Annotated in this window: 22 protein-coding genes; 19 read left to right on the top strand and 3 right to left on the bottom strand. The window is 35.4% G+C overall.

Going from position 1 to position 20,374, the window contains the following annotated elements:
- Nucleotides 1-99: 99 nt before the first annotated feature.
- Together OTJ99_RS10685 and OTJ99_RS10680 are read right to left on the bottom strand one after the other, a co-directional pair.
- Nucleotides 100-516: a hypothetical protein gene (locus tag OTJ99_RS10685; protein WP_052671530.1), complete on the bottom strand. Its 417-nt coding sequence runs from the start codon at nucleotides 514-516 to the stop codon at nucleotides 100-102.
- Between the two features lie 338 nt (nucleotides 517-854).
- Nucleotides 855-1,247 carry a hypothetical protein gene (locus tag OTJ99_RS10680; protein WP_157841375.1) on the bottom strand — a complete coding sequence of 131 codons (393 nt, stop codon included), beginning with the start codon at nucleotides 1,245-1,247 and terminating at the stop codon, nucleotides 855-857.
- Nucleotides 1,248-1,869: 622 nt separating this feature from the next.
- Here OTJ99_RS10680 and OTJ99_RS10675 point away from each other — a divergent pair.
- From OTJ99_RS10675 to OTJ99_RS10625, 11 genes are all read left to right on the top strand, one after another.
- On the top strand, nucleotides 1,870-2,685 hold the full coding sequence (locus OTJ99_RS10675; RefSeq protein WP_045166253.1) for an amidohydrolase family protein: 816 nt from the start codon (nucleotides 1,870-1,872) through the stop codon (nucleotides 2,683-2,685).
- 54 nt (nucleotides 2,686-2,739) lie between these two features.
- The gene (locus tag OTJ99_RS10670) at nucleotides 2,740-3,528 is read left to right on the top strand and encodes an MBL fold metallo-hydrolase (protein ID WP_045166254.1); all 789 of its coding nucleotides are present in this window, start codon (nucleotides 2,740-2,742) and stop codon (nucleotides 3,526-3,528) included.
- 26 nt (nucleotides 3,529-3,554) lie between these two features.
- Nucleotides 3,555-4,361: an SDR family NAD(P)-dependent oxidoreductase gene (locus OTJ99_RS10665; RefSeq protein WP_045166255.1), complete on the top strand. Its 807-nt coding sequence runs from the start codon at nucleotides 3,555-3,557 to the stop codon at nucleotides 4,359-4,361.
- Nucleotides 4,362-4,516: 155 nt separating this feature from the next.
- Nucleotides 4,517-6,130, top strand: a complete 1,614-nt coding sequence (gene ilvB / locus OTJ99_RS10660; protein WP_045166256.1) for a biosynthetic-type acetolactate synthase large subunit — start codon at nucleotides 4,517-4,519, stop codon at nucleotides 6,128-6,130.
- Nucleotides 6,131-6,201: 71 nt separating this feature from the next.
- The gene (gene ilvN, locus OTJ99_RS10655) at nucleotides 6,202-6,714 is read left to right on the top strand and encodes an acetolactate synthase small subunit (protein WP_083943581.1); all 513 of its coding nucleotides are present in this window, start codon (nucleotides 6,202-6,204) and stop codon (nucleotides 6,712-6,714) included.
- 2 nt (nucleotides 6,715-6,716) lie between these two features.
- Nucleotides 6,717-7,718, top strand: a complete 1,002-nt coding sequence (gene ilvC / locus OTJ99_RS10650) for a ketol-acid reductoisomerase (protein WP_045166258.1) — start codon at nucleotides 6,717-6,719, stop codon at nucleotides 7,716-7,718.
- Between the two features lie 16 nt (nucleotides 7,719-7,734).
- The gene (locus OTJ99_RS10645; RefSeq protein WP_045166259.1) at nucleotides 7,735-9,258 is read left to right on the top strand and encodes a 2-isopropylmalate synthase; all 1,524 of its coding nucleotides are present in this window, start codon (nucleotides 7,735-7,737) and stop codon (nucleotides 9,256-9,258) included.
- An 80-nt stretch (nucleotides 9,259-9,338) separates the two neighbouring features.
- Nucleotides 9,339-9,503, top strand: a complete 165-nt coding sequence (locus tag OTJ99_RS10640) for a hypothetical protein (RefSeq protein ID WP_200889491.1) — start codon at nucleotides 9,339-9,341, stop codon at nucleotides 9,501-9,503.
- A 96-nt stretch (nucleotides 9,504-9,599) separates the two neighbouring features.
- A complete protein-coding gene (gene cimA / locus OTJ99_RS10635) occupies nucleotides 9,600-11,180 on the top strand; it encodes a citramalate synthase (RefSeq protein WP_045166260.1) in 1,581 nt (526 codons plus the stop codon).
- Nucleotides 11,181-11,559: 379 nt separating this feature from the next.
- Nucleotides 11,560-13,161: a hypothetical protein gene (locus OTJ99_RS10630; RefSeq protein WP_045166261.1), complete on the top strand. Its 1,602-nt coding sequence runs from the start codon at nucleotides 11,560-11,562 to the stop codon at nucleotides 13,159-13,161.
- A 47-nt stretch (nucleotides 13,162-13,208) separates the two neighbouring features.
- On the top strand, nucleotides 13,209-13,730 hold the full coding sequence (locus OTJ99_RS10625; protein ID WP_045166262.1) for a hypothetical protein: 522 nt from the start codon (nucleotides 13,209-13,211) through the stop codon (nucleotides 13,728-13,730).
- A gap of 144 nt (nucleotides 13,731-13,874) precedes the next feature.
- Here the strand turns inward: OTJ99_RS10625 and safA are convergent, their stop codons facing one another.
- Nucleotides 13,875-14,459, bottom strand: a complete 585-nt coding sequence (safA, locus tag OTJ99_RS10620) for a SafA/ExsA family spore coat assembly protein (protein WP_045166263.1) — start codon at nucleotides 14,457-14,459, stop codon at nucleotides 13,875-13,877.
- Nucleotides 14,460-14,694: 235 nt separating this feature from the next.
- Between safA and OTJ99_RS10615 the strand changes: the two genes are divergently transcribed.
- The 8 genes from OTJ99_RS10615 to OTJ99_RS10580 all read left to right on the top strand — a co-directional run bounded on the left by OTJ99_RS10615 (nucleotide 14,695) and on the right by OTJ99_RS10580 (nucleotide 20,296).
- Nucleotides 14,695-14,940, top strand: coding sequence for an indolepyruvate ferredoxin oxidoreductase subunit alpha (locus tag OTJ99_RS10615; RefSeq protein WP_268748537.1), 246 nt, complete (start codon nucleotides 14,695-14,697; stop codon nucleotides 14,938-14,940).
- Between the two features lie 124 nt (nucleotides 14,941-15,064).
- Nucleotides 15,065-15,622 carry a FumA C-terminus/TtdB family hydratase beta subunit gene (locus OTJ99_RS10610; RefSeq protein WP_045166265.1) on the top strand — a complete coding sequence of 186 codons (558 nt, stop codon included), beginning with the start codon at nucleotides 15,065-15,067 and terminating at the stop codon, nucleotides 15,620-15,622.
- Nucleotides 15,582-16,967 (top strand): aminotransferase class I/II-fold pyridoxal phosphate-dependent enzyme, encoded by a 1,386-nt coding sequence (locus OTJ99_RS10605; protein ID WP_456298827.1) that lies wholly within the window; start codon nucleotides 15,582-15,584, stop codon nucleotides 16,965-16,967. The genes OTJ99_RS10610 and OTJ99_RS10605 overlap by 41 nt, the downstream gene beginning before the upstream one ends.
- Nucleotides 16,954-17,571 carry a dTMP kinase gene (tmk, locus tag OTJ99_RS10600; protein WP_083943582.1) on the top strand — a complete coding sequence of 206 codons (618 nt, stop codon included), beginning with the start codon at nucleotides 16,954-16,956 and terminating at the stop codon, nucleotides 17,569-17,571. Before OTJ99_RS10605 ends, tmk begins: the two co-directional genes overlap by 14 nt.
- A gap of 37 nt (nucleotides 17,572-17,608) precedes the next feature.
- Nucleotides 17,609-17,938: a cyclic-di-AMP receptor gene (locus OTJ99_RS10595; RefSeq protein WP_045166419.1), complete on the top strand. Its 330-nt coding sequence runs from the start codon at nucleotides 17,609-17,611 to the stop codon at nucleotides 17,936-17,938.
- 40 nt (nucleotides 17,939-17,978) lie between these two features.
- On the top strand, nucleotides 17,979-18,425 hold the full coding sequence (locus OTJ99_RS10590; RefSeq protein ID WP_045166267.1) for a YaaR family protein: 447 nt from the start codon (nucleotides 17,979-17,981) through the stop codon (nucleotides 18,423-18,425).
- A 16-nt stretch (nucleotides 18,426-18,441) separates the two neighbouring features.
- On the top strand, nucleotides 18,442-19,404 hold the full coding sequence (locus OTJ99_RS10585; protein WP_045166268.1) for a DNA polymerase III subunit: 963 nt from the start codon (nucleotides 18,442-18,444) through the stop codon (nucleotides 19,402-19,404).
- Nucleotides 19,405-19,408: 4 nt separating this feature from the next.
- Nucleotides 19,409-20,296: a PSP1 domain-containing protein gene (locus OTJ99_RS10580; protein ID WP_045166269.1), complete on the top strand. Its 888-nt coding sequence runs from the start codon at nucleotides 19,409-19,411 to the stop codon at nucleotides 20,294-20,296.
- Nucleotides 20,297-20,374: the final 78 nt, after the last annotated feature.

The raw sequence follows: 20,374 nt of genomic DNA, 5'->3' as shown, positions 1-20,374 counted from the left end.
TATATCCTTCTTTCATTTCAGAAAGCATATTTTGAGCTAATTTCTCATTCAAAATTGAACTATCATATTCTTCTCCATTTTCACTGAAAAACCACGGTTTTAACTCTTCAGGAAGATTTTTTTTCCTAAAGATAACTCTTCTACAGTACCTAAAACTGCTTCAATTTCATATTGCTTTTTTATATCTAAATCATATAGCATTTTATTATCTTTTACATAAAGCCAATTTGAAGTTAGCTTTTCTAATTCAGGTTTGGCTTTTTTGTCAAAAATTAATAGGTCAAGAAATTGGCCTTCACATTTTACTATTTTCTCTTCTTTTATTGGTTCAGGAAACTCTGTATCAAATATCTTATACAATCTAATCCACTCAGCACGGCTTTTCACACGCTTTATTGGTTCGTGAGGAACAACATAAATCAAAAATGCTGTTGAACCAATAATAAAAACTAAAAACACAATGACCAATAAAACAATTATTAAACATCCTCTCAAAATTTTTTTGCCTACCACCACATGGTATTACTCCCTTCTTTATTTATAAAAGAACGTTGACCTTAACTGTTTCTATTTTGATAAAAATTTCATATGATTTGACAACCCCAATATTCTGCAAATCTTCTCCAAATTCATTTAACCATTCCCCAAAGCTCATTTTTCCTTTTATTAAGTCCGGTATTTGTTCTATTGAACTTTGTTTTTTAATATGGTTATCAAAGTTATAAGTATCGTGAAGCCATATACTTATGGTATTTTCACTCTCTTTTTTAAAATACAGGTTAGCGTTGTTTATTGCTAAATAGAGGTCTAAATCATGATTTTTACGAAATGTTACAGGAAATTTATATTTATTTCTATTTTTCGTTTTTACTTAGTCCTATTATCTCTCCGACTTTCATTGTAGGGAGTAATTCTTCAGCTACAGAAATAATATGCTTCCTGGCTGTTTTATAATCTACATTCTTCTTTATTTTTTGAGACAATTCGCTTTTTTCATTTGAAATTGTTATTTTAGACGGCTTGTCCTGCAAAGCATGCTCGAAAAAATTTATTGCATATTTCAGATTATTGTCTGTAACACGCCTCAAAGCTTCTAACCCTACTTTCATTTCTGTTCTTATAGCATTTATTTCAGTTTTCTTCAATGAATCTGAAATTTTCTCCCTAATATTATTTGTAAGATTTTCTAATTTTCTAAAAACAGATGGAATAGTTGAAGATCCAATCAGCAGGAAAACCTTTTTCATAAACATAGGCAGGCGAAATTTTAGAGTTGTTTTGGGCTGTATTTTGGTTTGAAGGTGAGAGATAGCTTTTTGAAATTTGCTCTGCAGTACTTTTTTGGGCTGACAGGTTTTGAAGGCAAGAGCTATTTTTAAGAATCAAATTAAAATTATTAGAAGTTAATACAATACTTTTCATTTCCTCATAACCCCATATTTTCATTTGTTTTTTTGTTTATTATGGAATTATAATACAAAAGTATATCGAAAAATACAGGTAAAAACAATAGTGATTTTAAACAAAAAGTGATAAGAAGCGAAGAATTCTATATACAAAAAACAATTAAATGAAATAGTAATAATGACATTAAAATATCATATTAAAGTTTTAATACTGTGCAAACTGTTGTTACCTCTCAAGTTAATTATATACTTTAATATTAGCAAAAAACAATTAGCATTTTAAATAAAGTTTTAGATGAAGACAATAAAGAAATTTTGTTAATAACTAATAAGGAAACTATGGTAAAATATTAAAGCAAGAAGATAAGTTTTAAAAAATTTTTTCTCCAGTCACCTGAAAATGAAAAATACTTGTAATAATCAAATGAAAAGTTTAGAAAAGAAAAAAGGAGAGTAGGAGGGTATGATTATTGACTTTCACACCCACTGTTTTCCAGATGACTTGGCACCAAGAGCAATGTCAAAGCTTTCACAAATTTCTGGTATGCCATATTATCACAACGGTACTTTGTCAGGTTTGAAAAAGTTTGCTAAAAAAGCTGGAGTTGACATATGTGTGGTTTTGCCCATTGCAACAAAACCTCAGCAAACAAGAACAATAAACAGATGGGCTTTGTCTGTGATGGAAGAAAATGAGGACATAATTTGTTTTGGCACAGTTCATCCTGAGTTTGATGAGTGGCAGCAAGAAATTGAATGGTTAAAATCAAAAGGTTTTAAGGGAGTAAAATTTCACCCTGATTATCAGGATTTTTTTGTGGATGATAAAAAGATGTATCCAATCTATGATGCTATTGCAAAAAACAATATGATTATACTTTTTCACTGCGGAGTTGACCCGGTTTTTATGCCACCTTACCATTGTACACCAAAAAAGCTTCATAAGGTTCTAAAAGATTTTTCGGGCGCAAAGATAGTTGCAGCGCATATGGGTGGATATAGGTTTTTTGGTGAGACGCTTGAGTATTTGATAGGTGAAGATGTTTATCTTGATACATCCTTTTTCTTTGGTGAAGTTGATATACAAAATCCCGAAGAGGTTTTCAGAAGTCATGGGATAGATAAGATTTTGTTTGCAACAGACTCTCCATGGAAAGACCAGAAAAGAGAAGTTGAGTATGTAAATAGCTTAAGACTTTCTGAAGAAGAGAAAGAAAAGATTTTCTGGAAGAATGCACAGCAGCTACTTGGACTCAAAATTGTTCATAGGGCAAGCTAAGATGTTATGTGTATAGATTAGTAAATGGCAATTAGAAAGAGAGGTTTTTAAAAATTGAGAGCCAAAATTCTTGTCAACAACTGGACGTTCAAAGGTGGGTATTTAGCAGAGCATGGTCTTTCAATTTTGGTTATAAAAGATGACAAAAAGATTTTGTTTGACTGTGGGCAGACAAATGCCATTGTGAAAAACATTGAAAAGATGGGTGTGGGCTTTGATTTTGATGCTGTAGTCCTTAGCCATGCGCATTATGACCACACAGGTGGTCTTAAATTTCTTATTGAAAGAACAGATTGTAATATTTGGGTGCACAATGGATTTTTTGAGAAAAAGTTTGCCAAAAGAGAAGGGGAGTATAAATTTATAGGTGAAAATTTTGAAGCGCTTGACATGGCAAGGTTTAAGATTGTCAATGAAGATGTCTATGAGATGTTTGATGGTATTTTTGTGGTGAATGTTACCTCAGGTAAAGAATCTAATGAGTTTTATATTCTCAAAGATGGTCGGTTTCAAAGCGATTTGTTTTTAGAAGAACAATCTCTTGTAGTTAAGGAAGATAACAAACTTATACTTATTGTTGGCTGCAGTCATAATGGAATTGAGAATATTATAGAAAAAGTGGAAAAATGCTTTTCTAAAAGTATCTTTGCAGTTATCGGTGGATTTCATTCAAAGGACTTTCAACAAGATGATTTGCAAAGACTTTGTGAGTTTTTCAGGGAAAAGAGAATCTATAAACTTGTACCTCTTCACTGCTCTGGCGCAGAAGCATTGATTTATTTTGGTAACAAAATAGCAAATAAGTTAAAGGTTTGTGGTGTGGGAGATGTGTTTGAAATATAATCATTCTAAAAAGGTGGAAATGTCGCATGAGAAAAGACTTTTGGAAAGATAAGACCATCATCATTACAGGGGCAACATCTGGTCTTGGGAAGGAAATGACAAAGATTTTACTTGAAAAAGGTGCAAAAGTTGTTGCCATTTCAAGGTCAGAAGAGTCTTTAAAAGGGCTTCAGAATGAACTCATAATGTTTTCGAAAAATCTCTTTTTAATAAAGGCTGATGTGCGCTTTAAAAAAGATTGTGAAGATGCTTTTAAGACCATAAAAGATAAGCTAAAAACGGCAGATTTCTTAATTAACAACGCAGGAATTGGCTTGAGATGTGAAGTGGAAGAAATAGATGTTCTTGATCTTAAAAAGGTATTTGATACTAACTTTTTTGGTGCTTTTTACATGATGAAGTATGGAATAGCCTTTTTTAAAGAACAAGGAGGAGGCACAATTGTGAATGTTTGTTCGCTTGGTGTAAAAAGACCTGTGCCATTCACAAGCGGATATACAGCATCAAAGGCAGCACTTTCAGCTATAGCTGATGTTGCAAGAATGGAGCTTAAAAAATATAACATAAATGTTTTAAATGCATATCCAGGTTCTATTTCAACAAGCTTTAGAAAAAAAGCTTTAGGAAAGCCATATCCAGAAGATGAAGTTCGGCTTTCAAGGCTTTCGCCGGATGTTGCTGCAGGAAGAATTATCAAAGGTATAGAGAAGAACAGAAAAGAGATATACACATCTAAAAAAGACTATATATTTGTGCTTTTTACCCGCCTTTTTCCACACCTTTCAGATTTTATCGTAGAAAAAGTGTTTGAAAAGAGGTTAAAAAGATTGTAATAGCCTTTGCACCTAAATTTCTTGACACGAATAAAAATACGTGCTAAAATATTTCAAAATTTAATTTGAAAATAGCAAGAAGTCATTGGAAAAGCAATTGTCCGACAAACTCAAGTAGCACGGTCGGACTTTTCATATATAAAGGGTGGGTTTTAATGAAGGTAAAGATGACGGTAGCACGGGCAATGGTAGAGGTTTTAAAAAGCGAAGGTGTAGAGATTATCTTTGGCATTCCAGGTGCGGCAATATATCCATTTTATGATGCGCTCTATAGCTCTGATATAAAGCATGTCTTAGTACGCACAGAACAGGCAGCAGTTCATGAGGCAAGTGGATATGCGCGCACAACAGGTAAAGTAGGTGTGTGCGTTGCAACCTCTGGGCCTGGTGCTACAAATCTTATAACTGGCATTGCAACTGCTTATATGGATTCAGTTCCTATTGTGGCTATCACAGGTCAGGTAAATTCAAGTTTAATTGGAAAAGATGTGTTTCAAGAAGTGGATATAACAGGGGCAACAGCTCCGTTTACCAAGCATAACTATCTTGTAAAAGATCCTAAAAAAATTGTAAGGATTTTAAAAGAAGCATTCTATATAGCCTCAACAGGAAGACGAGGACCTGTTTTGATAGATGTTCCAATAGATGTACAGATGCAGGAGATTGAATTTGAAATTCCAAAAGAGATTGATATTCCTGGCTACAAGCCGAAAGAAAAAGGACATCCTCTACAGATAAAAAGAGCGGTAGAAGCAATAGAAAATTCAAAAAGACCTGTTGTATGCAGCGGTGGTGGAGTTATTGCATCAGGGGCATCAGAAGAGCTTCGAATTTTAGTAGAAAAGCAAAAGATTCCTGTAATTTCAACTTTGATGGGAATTGGCTGTATTCCAACAGACCATCCTTACTATCTTGGCATGATAGGCTCACATGGTCAGAAAGAGGCAAATTTAGCGCTCAGGCAGGCAGACCTTTTAATTGTGATAGGTGCGCGGCTTGCAGACAGGGCGCTGGGTGATACAAAAATTACTGATAATATGAAGATTATTCATATCGACATTGATCCTGCTGAGATAGGAAAAAATGTTGATACAAATGTGCCAATTGTTGGCGATGCAAAACAGGTGCTTTCAGAGATTAATAAGAGAATTTCAGAAAGAAAAGATTTTTGGGCTCATGAGATTAAAGCACAGAAGAAAGTTCTTCCAGATGATGACAAGCTTCATCCTTATGATGTACTAAGAGAAATTTCAAGGGCATACAATGGTGATTATATAATCACAACAGATGTTGGGCAGCATCAGATTTGGGCAGCTCATAATCTATATATCAAAGAACCAGGAACCTTTATAACTTCAGGTGGACTTGGCACAATGGGATATGGAGTTCCTGCGGCAATTGGTGCAAAGTTTGGAAGACCAGACAAAGAAGTGATTAGCATTACTGGTGATGGGAGTTTTCAGATGCTTCTGCAGGAGCTTGCGACAATAAAAAGAGAGCAGGTGCCGGTGAAGATTGTGCTTTTTAATAACACAAGACTTGGAATGGTATATGAGCTTCAAAAAAGAAGGTGTAGTGGCAGGTTCATTGCAACCTGTCTTGACGGGAATCCTGACTTTATGATTTTAGCAAAAGCTTACGATATTCAATCAATGCGCATTGACAAGAAGGATCAGGTGAGAGAAGCCGTTGAGACTTTGAAAAATCACAAAGGACCATTTTTGTTAGAAGTTGTAATAAGTCCTGATGAACCAACTATCCCGCAGTAATCAGAAGTTGGGAGTAATAAGAGGTCATCAGAGAGAGGAGAAAAATACTTTTTGATAGGGGGATGTGCAAGGTGAAGTATACACTTTCTGTTCTGGTTGAAAACCACCCGGGCGTTCTGTCAAGAGTTGCAGGGCTTTTTTCAAGAAGAGGTTTTAACATAGACAGCCTTGCTGTTGGTGTCACAGAAGACCCCACAATATCGCGTATGACAATTGTTGTCAACGGAGATGACTACGTTGTTGAACAGGTGACAAAACAGCTAAACAAGCTAATTGATGTAATAAAGGTTAAAAAGCTTGACCCAAAAGAGGCAGTTGAAAGAGAGCTGGCACTCATCAAAGTAAATGCAAATTCACAGACACGCTCAGACATTATCCAGATTACAGAGATATTCAGAGCAAACATTGTGGATGTTTCAAAAGAGACGCTTACAATTGAAATTTCTGGTGATGAAGACAAGATTGAGGCGCTGATAGAGCTTTTAAAACAATATGGTATTCGCGAGGTAGTCCGCACAGGACTTATTGCGATAGAGCGAGGAAATAAAGTCATATCAAAATCTAAGTCTGAGGAGGATGAGTAAAGATGGCAAAGATATTTTATGATCAAGATTGCAATTTAGACCTACTTAAAGACAAGACAGTTGCAGTAATTGGCTTTGGTAGCCAAGGCCATGCACATGCTTTGAACTTAAGAGACTCTGTTGTAAACGTTGTTGTTGGACTTTATCATGGTAGCAAGTCTTGGGCAAAGGCAGAAAGTCATGGTCTTAAAGTTATGACAGCTGATGAAGCAACAAAAGTTGCAGATGTCATTATGATTCTTGTAAATGATGAAAAACAGCCAAAGCTATTTAAAGAGAGCATAGAGCCAAACCTAAAAGAAGGCAAAGCAATTGCATTTGCGCATGGGTTTAACATTCACTTTGGCCAGATAGTACCACCACCTTATGTGGATGTTATAATGATTGCGCCAAAAGGGCCAGGACACACTGTCAGAAGCCAGTATGAAGAAGGAAAAGGTGTTCCAGCACTTGTTGCAGTACATCAAGACTACACAGGAAAGGCTTTGGATATAGCATTAGCCTATGCAAAAGGTATTGGTGCATCAAGGGCTGGAGTAATCCTTACAACTTTCAAAGAAGAAACAGAGACAGACCTTTTTGGTGAGCAGGCAGTTTTGTGCGGGGGCTTGACAGAGCTTATTAAAGCCGGGTTTGACACATTGGTTGAAGCAGGTTATCAGCCAGAGATTGCATATTTTGAATGTTTGCATGAGATGAAGCTGATAGTTGATTTAATTTGGCAGGGTGGACTTTCTTTAATGAGATACTCAATTTCAGACACAGCTGAGTATGGCGACTACATGACAGGTAAGAGAATTATAACAGAAGAGACAAGAAAAGAGATGAAGAAAGTATTAGAAGAGATTCAAAATGGTACATTTGCAAAGAAATGGATATTAGAGAATATGGCAGGAAGGCCAGAATTCAATAGCATAAGAAGAAGAGAACAGAATTTACTCATTGAGCAGGTTGGAAAAGAGCTCAGAAAGATGATGCCGTGGATAAAACCAATTAAAGAATAAAGAGTGAGGGGTTTTGATGGGGAAAAGAGTTATAAAGATTTTTGACACAACTTTGAGAGACGGTGAGCAAACACCAGGTGTGTCGCTCAACGTCAATGAAAAGCTTGAGATTGCAAGGCAGCTTGAAAAGCTCAAAGTTGATGTGATAGAAGCAGGGTTTGCCGTAGCTTCTCCAGGTGATTTTGAGGCTATAAAGGTTATATCAGAAAACATAAAAGATGCTGTTATAGTATCTTTGGCGCGAGCAGTTGAAAAGGACATAGATAGAGCTTATGAAGCGCTCAAAAAGGCTTCATCGCCGAGAATCCACACATTCATTGCAACAAGCGATATCCACATGAAATATAAGCTCAAGATGACAGAAGACGAGGTTTTAGAGCGAGCTGTTGCAATGGTAAAGTATGCAAAAAAATATGTTTCTGATGTTGAGTTTTCATGCGAGGACGCCACAAGGTCAAGAATAGAGTTTTTGATAAAGGTGTTTGATGCTGTTATAAAAGCTGGTGCAACAGTTATAAACATTCCCGATACAGTTGGCTACACAACACCTGAGGAGATGAAGAGGATTATAAGAGCTATAAAAGAAGGAATTCCTGATATTGACAAGGTGCAGATTTCTGTTCACTGCCACAACGACCTTGGCCTTGCTGTTGCAAACTCACTTGCAGCTATTGAAGAAGGTGTTCATCAGGTTGAGTGCACGATAAACGGACTTGGAGAAAGAGCTGGAAACGCTGCTTTAGAAGAGATTGTCATGGCACTCAAGACAAGGAAGGACTTTTATGATGTCGATGTATTGATTGACACAACACAGATTTATCGAACAAGCAAGCTTGTATCTTCACTCACTGGTGTATTTGTTCAGCCAAACAAGGCAATTGTTGGTGCAAATGCATTTGCGCACGAATCTGGTATTCACCAGCATGGTGTGTTGTCAGAGCGCTCGACCTATGAGATTATTGACCCTGTGTCAATTGGTCTTCCGAGAAATAGGATGGTACTTGGCAAGCACTCTGGTCGCCATGCATTTGAAGAAAGACTCAAAGAGCTTGGATATACAGACCTTACAAAAGAAGAAATTGATGCTGCATTTGAAAAGTTCAAGATTCTGGCAGACAAGAAGAAAATTGTACTTGACAAGGATATAGAAGCGCTCTTGGAGCAAAAATCTCTCAACATCCCAGAGACATACGAGCTTGTCAAGTTCCAAATTATAAGTGGAAATGATTTGATTTCAACAGCATCTGTCAAGATAAAATCAGGTGAAGAAGAGTATGAAGAGGCAGCAACAGGTGATGGTCCTGTTGATGCAATCTTCAAAGCGATTGACAGAATCACAGGTCTTCAGGTTGAACTTGATGATTATAGTATAAAGGCTGTTACCCAAGGAAAAGATGCTCTTGGTGAGGTAACTGTTAGAATCAAGAAAGACGGTAAGGCTTTCTTGGGTCGAGGACTTTCTACCGACATTTTAGAGGCAAGTGCAAAGGCATATATAAATGCGATAAACAAGATGCTGTATAAAATTTCAGAAGAGTAAAATTGACTCTTTACAAATTTTTAAATTGGGGTTAAAATAATTACCAAATAAAAATTAAAGGGTCAAAGGGGTGCAAGAGAATGATAATACGAATATGCGGCATAATATCAATGGTTGGTATTATTTCAATAATTAGAAAAAGAATAATTAAGTTGATTTATAAAATTTCATATGCCGCATTGCACCCATTTTGGCCTGTGTATGTTAAGGTAGGGTTTTTAAAAAGACCCTTAGGGCATCTTTGAATTGATAGCAAGACTTAAATTTAAATTGAATTTTACAAGCCCAGCCAAAATTACACAGGCTGGGCTTTTTTGATATTTAAAAAGGAGGGATTTTCGTTGGTAGATAACAAGGAAATCATCATCTATGACTCAACACTAAGAGATGGTGCTCAAGCAGGTGGAATTTCGTATACCTTAGAGGACAAACTAAAGATTGTTGACAGGCTTGACAAGTTTGGGGTCAAATTCATTGAGGCAGGCAATCCTGGTTCTAATGTTAAAGACCAAGAGTTTTTCGCAAGAGTAAAAAAGATGAAATTGAAAAATGCAAAGCTTATAGCTTTTGGTTCAACAAGAAGGGTTGGAATAAGTGTAAAAGATGATCCTAACATCCAGTCATTAATTGCTGCTGATACCGAAGCTGTTGCAATCTTTGGCAAGTCATGGGATTTTCATGTCAAAGAAGTCTTAAAAACAACAGAGGACGAAAATCTTCAGATGATTTATGACACTATAAAATATCTAAAGTCTTTGGGCAAATATGTTGTATTTGACGCAGAGCACTTTTTTGATGGGTACAAAAACAACAAAAAGTACGCTTTGGAAACTTTAAAGGTTGCAAATGAGGCAGGAGCAGATTCTTTGGACCTGTGCGATACAAACGGTGGCACCTTCCCAATGGATATTTACAACATCACGAAAGAAGTTGTTGAGATGTTTCCTGGGACATTGATTGGAATTCACTGTCACAACGACACAGGTATGGCTGTTGCAAACTCAATCATGGCAGTTTTGGCAGGAGCTCGTCAGGTACAGGGAACTATAAACGGATATGGTGAGAGATGTGGAAACGCAGACCTTATCACGCTCATTCCAAATCTTCAGCTAAAGCTTGGGTTTAAATGTGTGCCTGATGAGAATATAAAACACCTGACATCTCTTTCAAGGTATGTTGCTGAGATTGCCAATATGATTCCAAACGAGCGCGCACCTTACGTTGGAGCTTATGCGTTTACACACAAGGCTGGTATGCACATTGACGCTGTTAAGAAAAACCCTGCATCTTTTGAGCATATTGACCCTGAGATTGTTGGTAATACAAGAAGGATTGTTTTGTCTGAAGTTGCAGGAAGGTCAACTGTGCTTGATAAAATCCGTGAGATTGACCCGACAGTTACAAAAGACTCTCCAATCACTAAAGAGATTATTGACGAGCTTAAACGGCTTGAGAACGAAGGGTATCAGTTTGAATCTGCAGAGGCTTCATTTGAGATGCTAATTAGAAAAAAACTTGGGCTTTACCAGCCATTCTTTACTCTCAAAGAGTTTAAAGTACTGATTAACGAGCCAGCTGTTGAGTACAGCTCCTCTGCAATTGTCAAGATTGCGGTAGATGGTGTTACAGCAATTACAGCTGCAGAAGGTGATGGACCTGTCCATGCCTTAGATAGTGCTTTGAGAAAAGCTTTAGAAAAGTTCTATCCCGAGCTAAAAGAGGTTCATCTTGTTGACTATAAAGTGAGAGTGCTGAATGCTGAGACTGCAACAGCTGCAAAGGTAAGAGTTCTGATTGAGTCAACAGATGGCAAGGACACATGGACAACTGTAGGCGTTTCTACCGACATTGTCAATGCAAGCTGGATTGCGCTTGTAGATTCCTTAGAGTATAAGCTTTGTAAGGAGAAAGTGGGGAAATAAATAAAGCAAGGGCTGTTCATCTCAAATAATTTTTGACAGCCCTTGCTTACTTTTCGCACCAAAAGCAGGAAATTTCATATATTAATAAACAAAGCATAGATGTCACAGGAATTAGCGTTTTTCTTAATTAAGCTATTAATAATTGTAGTACCTTGTGCTAACTATATTTTTTGTCTAAGTATGTTGGATGTAAGTATTCGATAATATACCTACCTATGTTTGTAAATTTAATTAAGTTTTCTATTTGAATATCCCCAAATGTTGGGAAAAGGAAATTTAGGAAAGAATGTATAAAGTATGTAAAAAGACCAAAGATCCAAATAACCACATACTTTATAAAATCTCTCTTACCAAGCCACGTTAGAAGGAGGAAACAAACGTGAAAAATATTAATACAAAGAAGTTAATTATTAGCTTGTTAGTCCTATTCTTGGTAATTATTGTAAAATTCTGTTTTGTGGATGATATTGCGAAAGGAGAAAGCACAATTCAACAGACTAATACGCCTGCCAAAAAACTTGATGAGTTAAAAGTTGATAAAAAACTTCAATGTTATTTTGACAAAAACTATGCTTATATCAAACTTCCACAAGATTTTTCAAAGAAAAGTGTTGATATTAAGTTAAAAGTTTACCGAAAGAATAAAGTTTCAGAGAATTATTATTTGACAATCTATCAAATTAATAATCAGATATTTAGGTACAAGATAGATGGTGATGATGTAATCAAACTTGAAGCTCATACTTTAAAAGACAAGTTAGGTACTTCAATAATAGCTGTTACGAATTTACAGGATGCTGTTTTTGTAAATGTCTATAATGAACCAAAGTCTAAGGTAAATCCAACGTTTTTAGTTGTCCGCGGATATACTCAAGAAAATGAGCCGTGTTATGTTTCATCAATGAATGTTACAGGTCTTTCTAAAGGAGAGAATAAACTTCATATTAGAACTGATACACCTTCAGACTTGACATATATTGAAGCATACCTTGAATATGCAACCATCAAGTCAACTCGGGTGGTTGATTGGGCTTACGACAAGATTAAAAGGAGAGTGTATGTCACGGCAACGTATTATGAACCGTATTTTGAAAAGATTTCACAAAAAAGGGGTGTTATAGATAGGGATCAAATGTTTGATCGCTATTTGTATTTGGAATTTAATGGGTTTGACTTGAATGGTAAAAAAATAGCTTTGAGTTCACGAAACATGGTTTTTGATATTAAGAAACTAATTAGTACAGAAGGTTATGCTATTGACACATGTATTGCGCAACTTAACTTACCAGAAACTGTTGTGCCTGAAAAGTGGGAGGTTAGGTGTTTTACACGTGAAGAAGCTATTAATTTTCTTGACTGGGTTTTGAATAGAGAAACAAGAGATCTATTTATAGTTGCTACTAACTTTACGTCTGAAGATAAGCTGTTTTTGGCTATAAAAGGATATGATGACAAGCAGGATAAAGTGTTTTTAAGCTCCAGAAATATGCGGATTCAACGAGGAACTATTGATACAGCTATAATTCCAGATATTCCTTCGGACGTGAGAAATGTTAAAGTTGAGGTTGTTCCGGATAAGGCTGACTCTTCATATATTGTAGATTGGTGTTTAAGTAAAAATAGGGATTTGTATATTGTGGCAGTGAACAATACTGTTGCTAATATACTTTATTTAGTAATAGAAGGGTATGATAAGGAGTCAAATAAAGCATTTTTGACAACAAGAAATATGCAAATTCAGAGTAAAACAATTGATACAACCGTGATATCAGGTATTCCTTCGAATATAAAGGATGTAAAGGTCAAAATCATCGAAAATAAGACTGATTTTTCATACGTTGTGGACTGGTGCTTAGATAAAACGGGGAATTTATACATTGTAGCTGTAAATAATACAAAAAGCAATATGCAGTTTTTTGTGTTAAAGGGTTATGACAACAAAAAAACAAAATATTCCCAAGCTCAAGAAATGTCCGGTTAAAACCGCGGAATATTGACACAAAAGTTATTTCAGGTGTACCTACTTATTTGAAAAATCTTCAGGTTGAAATTGTACAAAATAAATCTATACCATCATTTGTAGTTGACTGGTGTTTGGACAAGCAAGGTAATTTGTATATAGTTGGCATAAATAATTCTGAAAGAGATGATAACCTGTGGGTAAAGATAGAAGGCTATGACCAAAAAGGGCAAAAAATTTGGGTGGGTTCTAGAAACTTTAGGGTCCGAAAAGGAACAATTGACACCTGTATTGTTAATAATATTCCTACATATGTTAAAAAAGTTGATGTATCAGTTTTACCTGAGCAAGATGGTGTTAAGATTCACGAAAAGTTATTTGATAGAGAACGAAGGAAGTTGTATATTATTATCACAAATTTTGGAAATAACAAAAACGTAAAAATTCAAATAAGTGGTTTTGACGCAAATGGCAAGCTTGTGTACAAGACTGTGTATAACGCGATTGCAAAAGGTAATATTGTTGGGGCGCATACGATCAAAATATCAAATGGGAAAGTAGAACGAGTAGAAATAAATGTTTTAAAATAAGTTGTAAATTTTCTTAGACTGTATAAATAAAAACTGGGGACCATTTTTAAAAGATATACTCTTTTTGGTCCCCAGTTATTACTTTTCAAGCATTTTATTCTAACCCAAAATTAACCTTCAGTATGGTCTTATGAACATCTGGGTCTAGTACAAAACTCCCTTGCTGTTTTTTGCAACCCCAACACCAATTCCAGTAAAAGATGGGCTTAGGATATTTGCTCTGTGACCTGGGGAGTTCATCCATGCTCTTACAACTTCCTGACCACTCCTTTGACCATATGCAATATTTTCACCAGCAGCCATGAACTTTAGTCCAAAACTTTCCATCATTCTAAAAGGTAAGCCATAAGTGGGAGAGTAATGCAAAAATAGTTTTTCTCTTACCATATCTTGAGATTTAAACCTTGCTACGCGACATAGCTGCCAGTTTACTTTTAAAGCAGGAAGTCCTACCTTTGCCCTTTCTTGATTTGTCAGTTTAATCACTTCATTTTCTAAGGCTTTTAAATTATTGCTATTGGGAATATTTATCTTTTGTCCAGGGTATATGAGGTTAGGATTTTTAATTTGAGGATTTGCTTTCAATAGTTCACTTATTCCAATTTGTTTTTTGATAGCAATGCTCCAAAAAGTATCTCCTGCCTGAACTGTATAAATTTTTGTTTGGGCAAATGCTGTTGAAAAAATCATGAAAAATAATGTGGTTATAACTGCTATTGTCTTTTTCATATTTATTTAAAAAGTTTTAACCAATAATTTATAGAAAGTAAACAACTTTCCATATACTTTTATTTTGACAATTTAAAATTAAAGTTGCATCATAAGCCAACAGTTACAAGAAAAGGCTTAAAAGATCAAATTTTCTGTATACTTTACAACCTTAAAATCAGTTAGAAACCTTCCATAACCGAGTTACTAAGAGTATCTATAAAAATTACAAACTTGGGATTTATTCAAAAAATCTATTTTAAAAACTCCAAAATCGTGGTATTATTATAGAAGTAAATTTAATTTCAAAAAAGGAGGCAAAGATAAGATGGCATATTACATCACAAACGATTGTATTTCATGCGGCGCATGCGAGAGTGAATGCCCTGTTCAGTGTATATCCCCTGGCGAGGGGAAATATGTTATTAATGAAGAGCAGTGCATATCTTGTGGTGCATGCGCAAATGTATGCCCTGTTGATGCTCCAAAGCCAAGAGAGTAGCTCTAAATATTTTTGCAAGATAGCTTAGGACCGGGTAGAAAAATCAAGCACCCGGTCTTTAAATTATAAAATGAACCAAAATTTAGATAGATCTTCGCAGTTGAAAGGAAGTGCGAAAAAGAAATTGAACAGAATTTATGTTCCGGTTCAAAATCCTGAGGAGATACAAAAGCTAAAATGTGGTCAAGAAGTTTTAGTGTGCGGCAAACTTTTTGTTGCAAGAGACGCTGCTCACAAAAGGCTTTTTGAGATGATTCAAAACGGTAGTAAAATTCCAATAGATTTTAAAAACGGTGCGATATATTACATGGGGCCCTGTCCAGAAAAGCCGGGTGAAATAATAGGACCATGTGGACCGACAACAGCAGGCAGGATGGATATATTTACTCCTATGATGCTTGAGTTTGGGATAAAAGTTTTAATTGGGAAGGGTAAAAGAAGTGAGGCTGTAAAAGAGGCAATTAAAAAACACGGTAGCATTTATCTTGCTACTTTTGGCGGTGCTGCAGTTTTGGTTCAAAGCTGTGTCAGATCTCAAAAGATTGTTATGTTTGAAGACCTTGGTGCAGAGGCAGTAAGAGAGATTGAGGTTGAGGATTTGCCATGTATTGTTGCAATAGATTCACTGGGAGAAGATGTATATGAGATTGGACCAAGAAAGTATGCAAGAAATTTTGAATAGCCTGAAGATTTTTAACAGCCTCAAAAATTACAATTATCAGCGTTTTCATATGCCGGGGCATAAAGGTATAGAAAAAATCTTTCCCAATAGTATTAAAAATGCCTATCCATATTTTGATGTGACAGAGACAATCTACACAGATGACCTTTTGAATCCTACAAGTTTTCTTAAAGAGTTTTTAGAAAACATAAATAGCTTTTTTAACTCAAGGTACTCTTTTTTATCTCTTCAGGGTTCAACACACCTTCTACAATCTTGTATAGCAACATTTTCAAAGCCATTTGGAAGTATACTTATAAACAGGGATGCACACAAAAGTATTTACAATATTGCAAGGATTTTGAAGCTTGATATAGAGTATATTTACCCTGAATATGATTCGCTACTTGGAGTTTACACATATATTGACAAGAAAGAATTTGAAAAGACTTTGAAAAAAACAAAATCAGAGGTTGTAATAATAACCTCACCCTCATATTATGGGATAAATCAGGATATAAAAACTATTTCTGCACTCACTAAAAAGTACAACAAAAAACTAATAGTAGACCAAGCGCATGGTGGATATTATAAATTTGTTGGAAAAGAAACAGCTTTAGATGAAGGTGCAGATATATGTATTATGAGTCTTCACAAAACCTTGCCTTGCCCAAATCAGTCAGCTTTGCTTTTGTCGAATTTAAATGACAATAGTAAACTAAATGACATTCTCATAAGCCTTCACACATCAAGCCCGTCATATGTGCTTTTGCTTTGGAGCGAGTATGGTATAGAGTTTTCAAAAAGATTTGGGGAAGATCTATACTATAGCCTTGAAAAGAAGTTAAGAGAACTTTCTTTGCCAGTTTTAGAGTATACAAACTACCACTTCAAAAATATAGATATATTAAAGCTTCTTTTTAACTTTGACAAGTTAGGATTTGAGATTGAAGATATAAAAGTGCTTCTTTCAAAGTATTCCATTGTACCTGAGGCAATTGACAGAAGAAGAATTTTGTTTTATTTTTCCTTCATCGATAGCCTTTCTAACTTTGAAAATTTAAAAAGCTTCTTTTGTGATATAATAAAGAGAAAAGAGAAGATAGAGAGAAAAAGATTTTCTCTGCCGCCAAGACCAAAAAAGATTTTTAGGATTTATGAGGTAGATGATTATAAAAAGACAAAGGTAAAGCTAAAGGACGCAGTTGGGCTTATATCTGCAAAGGCGATCATTCCTTATCCACCAGGCTGTCCTGTGGTGGTTGAGGGTGAGATTATAGATAAAGACACAATAGAATACTTAGCGGAAATCTTGGGTAATCACTTTATAGAAGAAAATGAGGTTGATGTAATTGATGAAAGGTAGGTTTATTGTATTTGAAGGAAACGACGGTTCAGGCAAGAGCACTCAGATTTTGAAAGTGGAAAAATACCTAAAAGAAAAGGGCTATAAGGTTGTCACAACGAGAGAGCCAGGTGGAACAGAGATAGGATACAGAATAAGAAAACTCCTTTTAGACCCTGCGTACAAAATGGATGGTCTGACAGAAGCTTTGCTTCTTGCAGCAGACAGAAACGAACATGTAAAAAATGTTTTGATTCCTGCCATTGAAGAGGGGTATATTGTCCTTTGTGACAGGTACATTCTAAGTAGTGTTGTCTATCAAGGTATTGTCCGAGGAATTGGTATTGATAATATCTTGAAACTTAACTCTATCTTTGAAGAAAAGGTAAAACCTGATTTATACATTGTCTTGACAGTAAGACCGGAGGTTGCAATAAATAGACTCAAAATGGCAGGCAAAACTGATAGGCTTGACATTGAAGATGTAGACTTTCATACGAAAGTCTACAATGGTTTTAAAGAGGTTTCAAAGAGGTTTGAAAGGTGTGTAAACATTGAAACAGAGGGTACAGTTGATGAGGTATTTGAAAAGGTTTGTAAGGTGATAGATGACCTTTTGGAATAAAGGGATAAAATGGTTTGAGAGGAGAGTAAGAAAGAGTATGAAGCTGGTTGTTGCGATAGTCCAGAATGAGGATGTGGGAAGACTTTTGGATAGTCTTCAGAAAGAAGGAATAATGGCAACAAAACTTTCAACGTCAGGGGGATTTTTGCGCTCTGGGAACACCACATTGCTAATTGGTGTTGAAGATGACAGGGTTGGCGAGGTAATTGACATAATATCTCAAAAGTGCAAAACGAGAAAACAGATTGTCTCCTCTCCTGTTACAAATAATCCTTCAATGGGTGCGTACATTCCATATCCGATAGAGATTACAATAGGTGGTGCGACGATTTTTGTCCTCAACATTGAGAGGTTTGAAAAGGTTTAGGAATTTCAAAAATATAGTTTTAAAGAAGTGAGAGAAAAAGATGAGAATAGAGGATGTAAAAAGAAACAATATCTCTAATGTAACGCTTTTTCAAGACTCTAAAAAGGTTGAAAAAAAGCAAGAGTCTTTTTCAGGGTATGTTAAACAACTTGAAAGGCAGCAAATAATCAATAGAATAAAAGAACTTATAGAAAAAATAGATTCACTTGGAAAGTCTCTTGCACAGAAGATGGATTTGTTAACTTTAAAAGAGTACAAAAAATCCATCAAAGAACTTTTGTCATATACAGTCTTTTCTTCTCATGAGTATTTTAAAGAAAGCCTTTTTGCGAGAAAAGGCAGGCACAAGGTATTTGGGATTGTAAAAAAGATTGATGAAAAAATGGATTTGCTGACTCAGGAGATTATCAAAAAAGAAACTGATAATATAAAGGTTTTATCATATATTGGCGAAATAAAAGGACTTTTGATAGATTTATTTATGTAGAAGGTGAAGGCAAAAGATGAACTTGGATACGTTTGTGGGTCAAAAAGAGATTGTATTTACACTTAAAAAAGCACTTAAAAACCCTTTTCATGCTTATATATTTGAAGGTGAAAAAGGTCTTGGCAAAAAGCTTTTGGCAAGGATATTTTCAAAGCACATTCTTTGCGAGAGTAAATCTTCATGTAGGATTTGTAAATCCTGCCATCTTTTTGAGGCTTCTTCACACCCAGATTTCAATATTATAAGAAGACAGGAAGATAAGAAAGAGATTTCGGTTGAGAGCATTCGAGAGATTATAAAGGACTTATCAAGAGGTCCTGTTTTTTCTGATAAGAAGATATTTATAATTGAAGAAGGCGAAGAACTTTCGATAAGTGCTCAGAATGCTCTTTTAAAAACATTAGAAGAACCTCCACCTTATGCGCTTTTTATAATCACATGTAACAATATAGAAAGACTTTTACCAACAGTCCTGTCACGGTCTATTGTGCTTTCTTTTAAAAGATATTCTGCCTCTGAAATAGCAAAGATTTTAGAGCAAAATAATCTTGAGCCAAAGGATTATATACTCAAGCTTTGCAAAGGTAATCCTAAAATTGCTCTTGATTTTTACAACAAAGAAGTTCAAAATAAAAGAGACTATATTTTTGATAAGATCCTTTCGTATGATGGAGCAAGTTTTAATTTGATAAAAGAATTTGAAAGTGACTTTGAAAAGTTTAAAAACGATTTTGAATTTTTATTTGAAAACGTCATATACTTTTTGAGAGATGCACTTTTGTATAAAAAGACAAAGAGCATTGAACTTATTACAAATACAGACAAATTAGAGAAGATCATAGAATTTTCAAATAAACATACAATAACTCATATATACAAACTTTTACAAGATTTCATGATTTTAGATAAATATCCAGATGCAAATGTTATTTCAGACAATGTGCTTGATATGATTTTCTTAAAACTATCAGGGGGCTAAAATAATGGCAGAAGTTGTCGGAGTAAGATTTAAAAAAGCCGGCAAGATATACTGGTTTGACCCAAATGACATAGATTTAAAAGCAGGGGATGATGTGATTGTCGAGACTGTCCGTGGGATTGAGATGGGCAAAGTTATGATTGAGAAAAGAGAAGTGCCTGATGAAGAGATAGTCCAGCCTCTAAAAAAAGTTGTGCGAAAGGCAACTGAAGAGGACTATAAAAAGGCTCAGGAAAATATTGAAAAGGCTGCAAGGGCTCTTGAGATTTGCAAAGAGAAGGTCAAAAAACACGGCCTTCCTATGAAACTACTTCATGCAGAGTATACGTTTGACAACAACAAGCTACTTTTCTATTTCACTGCAGAGGGAAGGGTTGATTTTAGGGAGCTTGTAAAAGACCTTGCAGCAGTTTTTAGGACAAGAATTGAACTGAGGCAGATTGGTGTCAGAGACGACACTAAATTCAGAGGCGGTTTGGGGCCGTGCGGGCGAGAGGTGTGCTGTGCAACGCACCTTTGCGAATTTCAGCCAATTTCAATTAAGATGGCAAAACAGCAGGGACTTGTGTTAAACCCTGCGAAGATTTCTGGACTTTGTGGAAGGCTTATGTGTTGCCTGACATATGAGCAAAAATTCTATGAAGAAGCTATGCTAAAGCTTCCTGGTATTGGTGCGATTGTAAGAACTGCTGATGGCGAGGGTGAGGTTGTTGAGGTAAATGTCTTAAAAGAGAAAATTAAAGTGAAATTTGAGGACAATCAGCAAAATGTTGAGGTAAAAGAGTATTCTGTTGGCGAATTTGAGATTATAAAGGACACCAAAAAGATTCAACAACCGCAGGTTGCGCTTGATGACGATGAACTGAAGGAGCTTTTGGATTTAGAAGAGTAAATTTTTAAGGGTTTGTGCAAAAGAGTGGGCTGCTATGAAGTTTTAAAAAAGCAGCCCGTTTTTTAAATTTGGTTTGAG

It is taken from the genome of Caldicellulosiruptor naganoensis, from assembly GCF_026914285.1.
In the GTDB taxonomy this organism is placed as follows: domain Bacteria; phylum Bacillota; class Thermoanaerobacteria; order Caldicellulosiruptorales; family Caldicellulosiruptoraceae; genus Caldicellulosiruptor; species Caldicellulosiruptor naganoensis.
The sequence above is the reverse complement of the archived record's forward strand: the minus strand, read 5'-3'. Positions and strand labels throughout refer to the sequence as shown.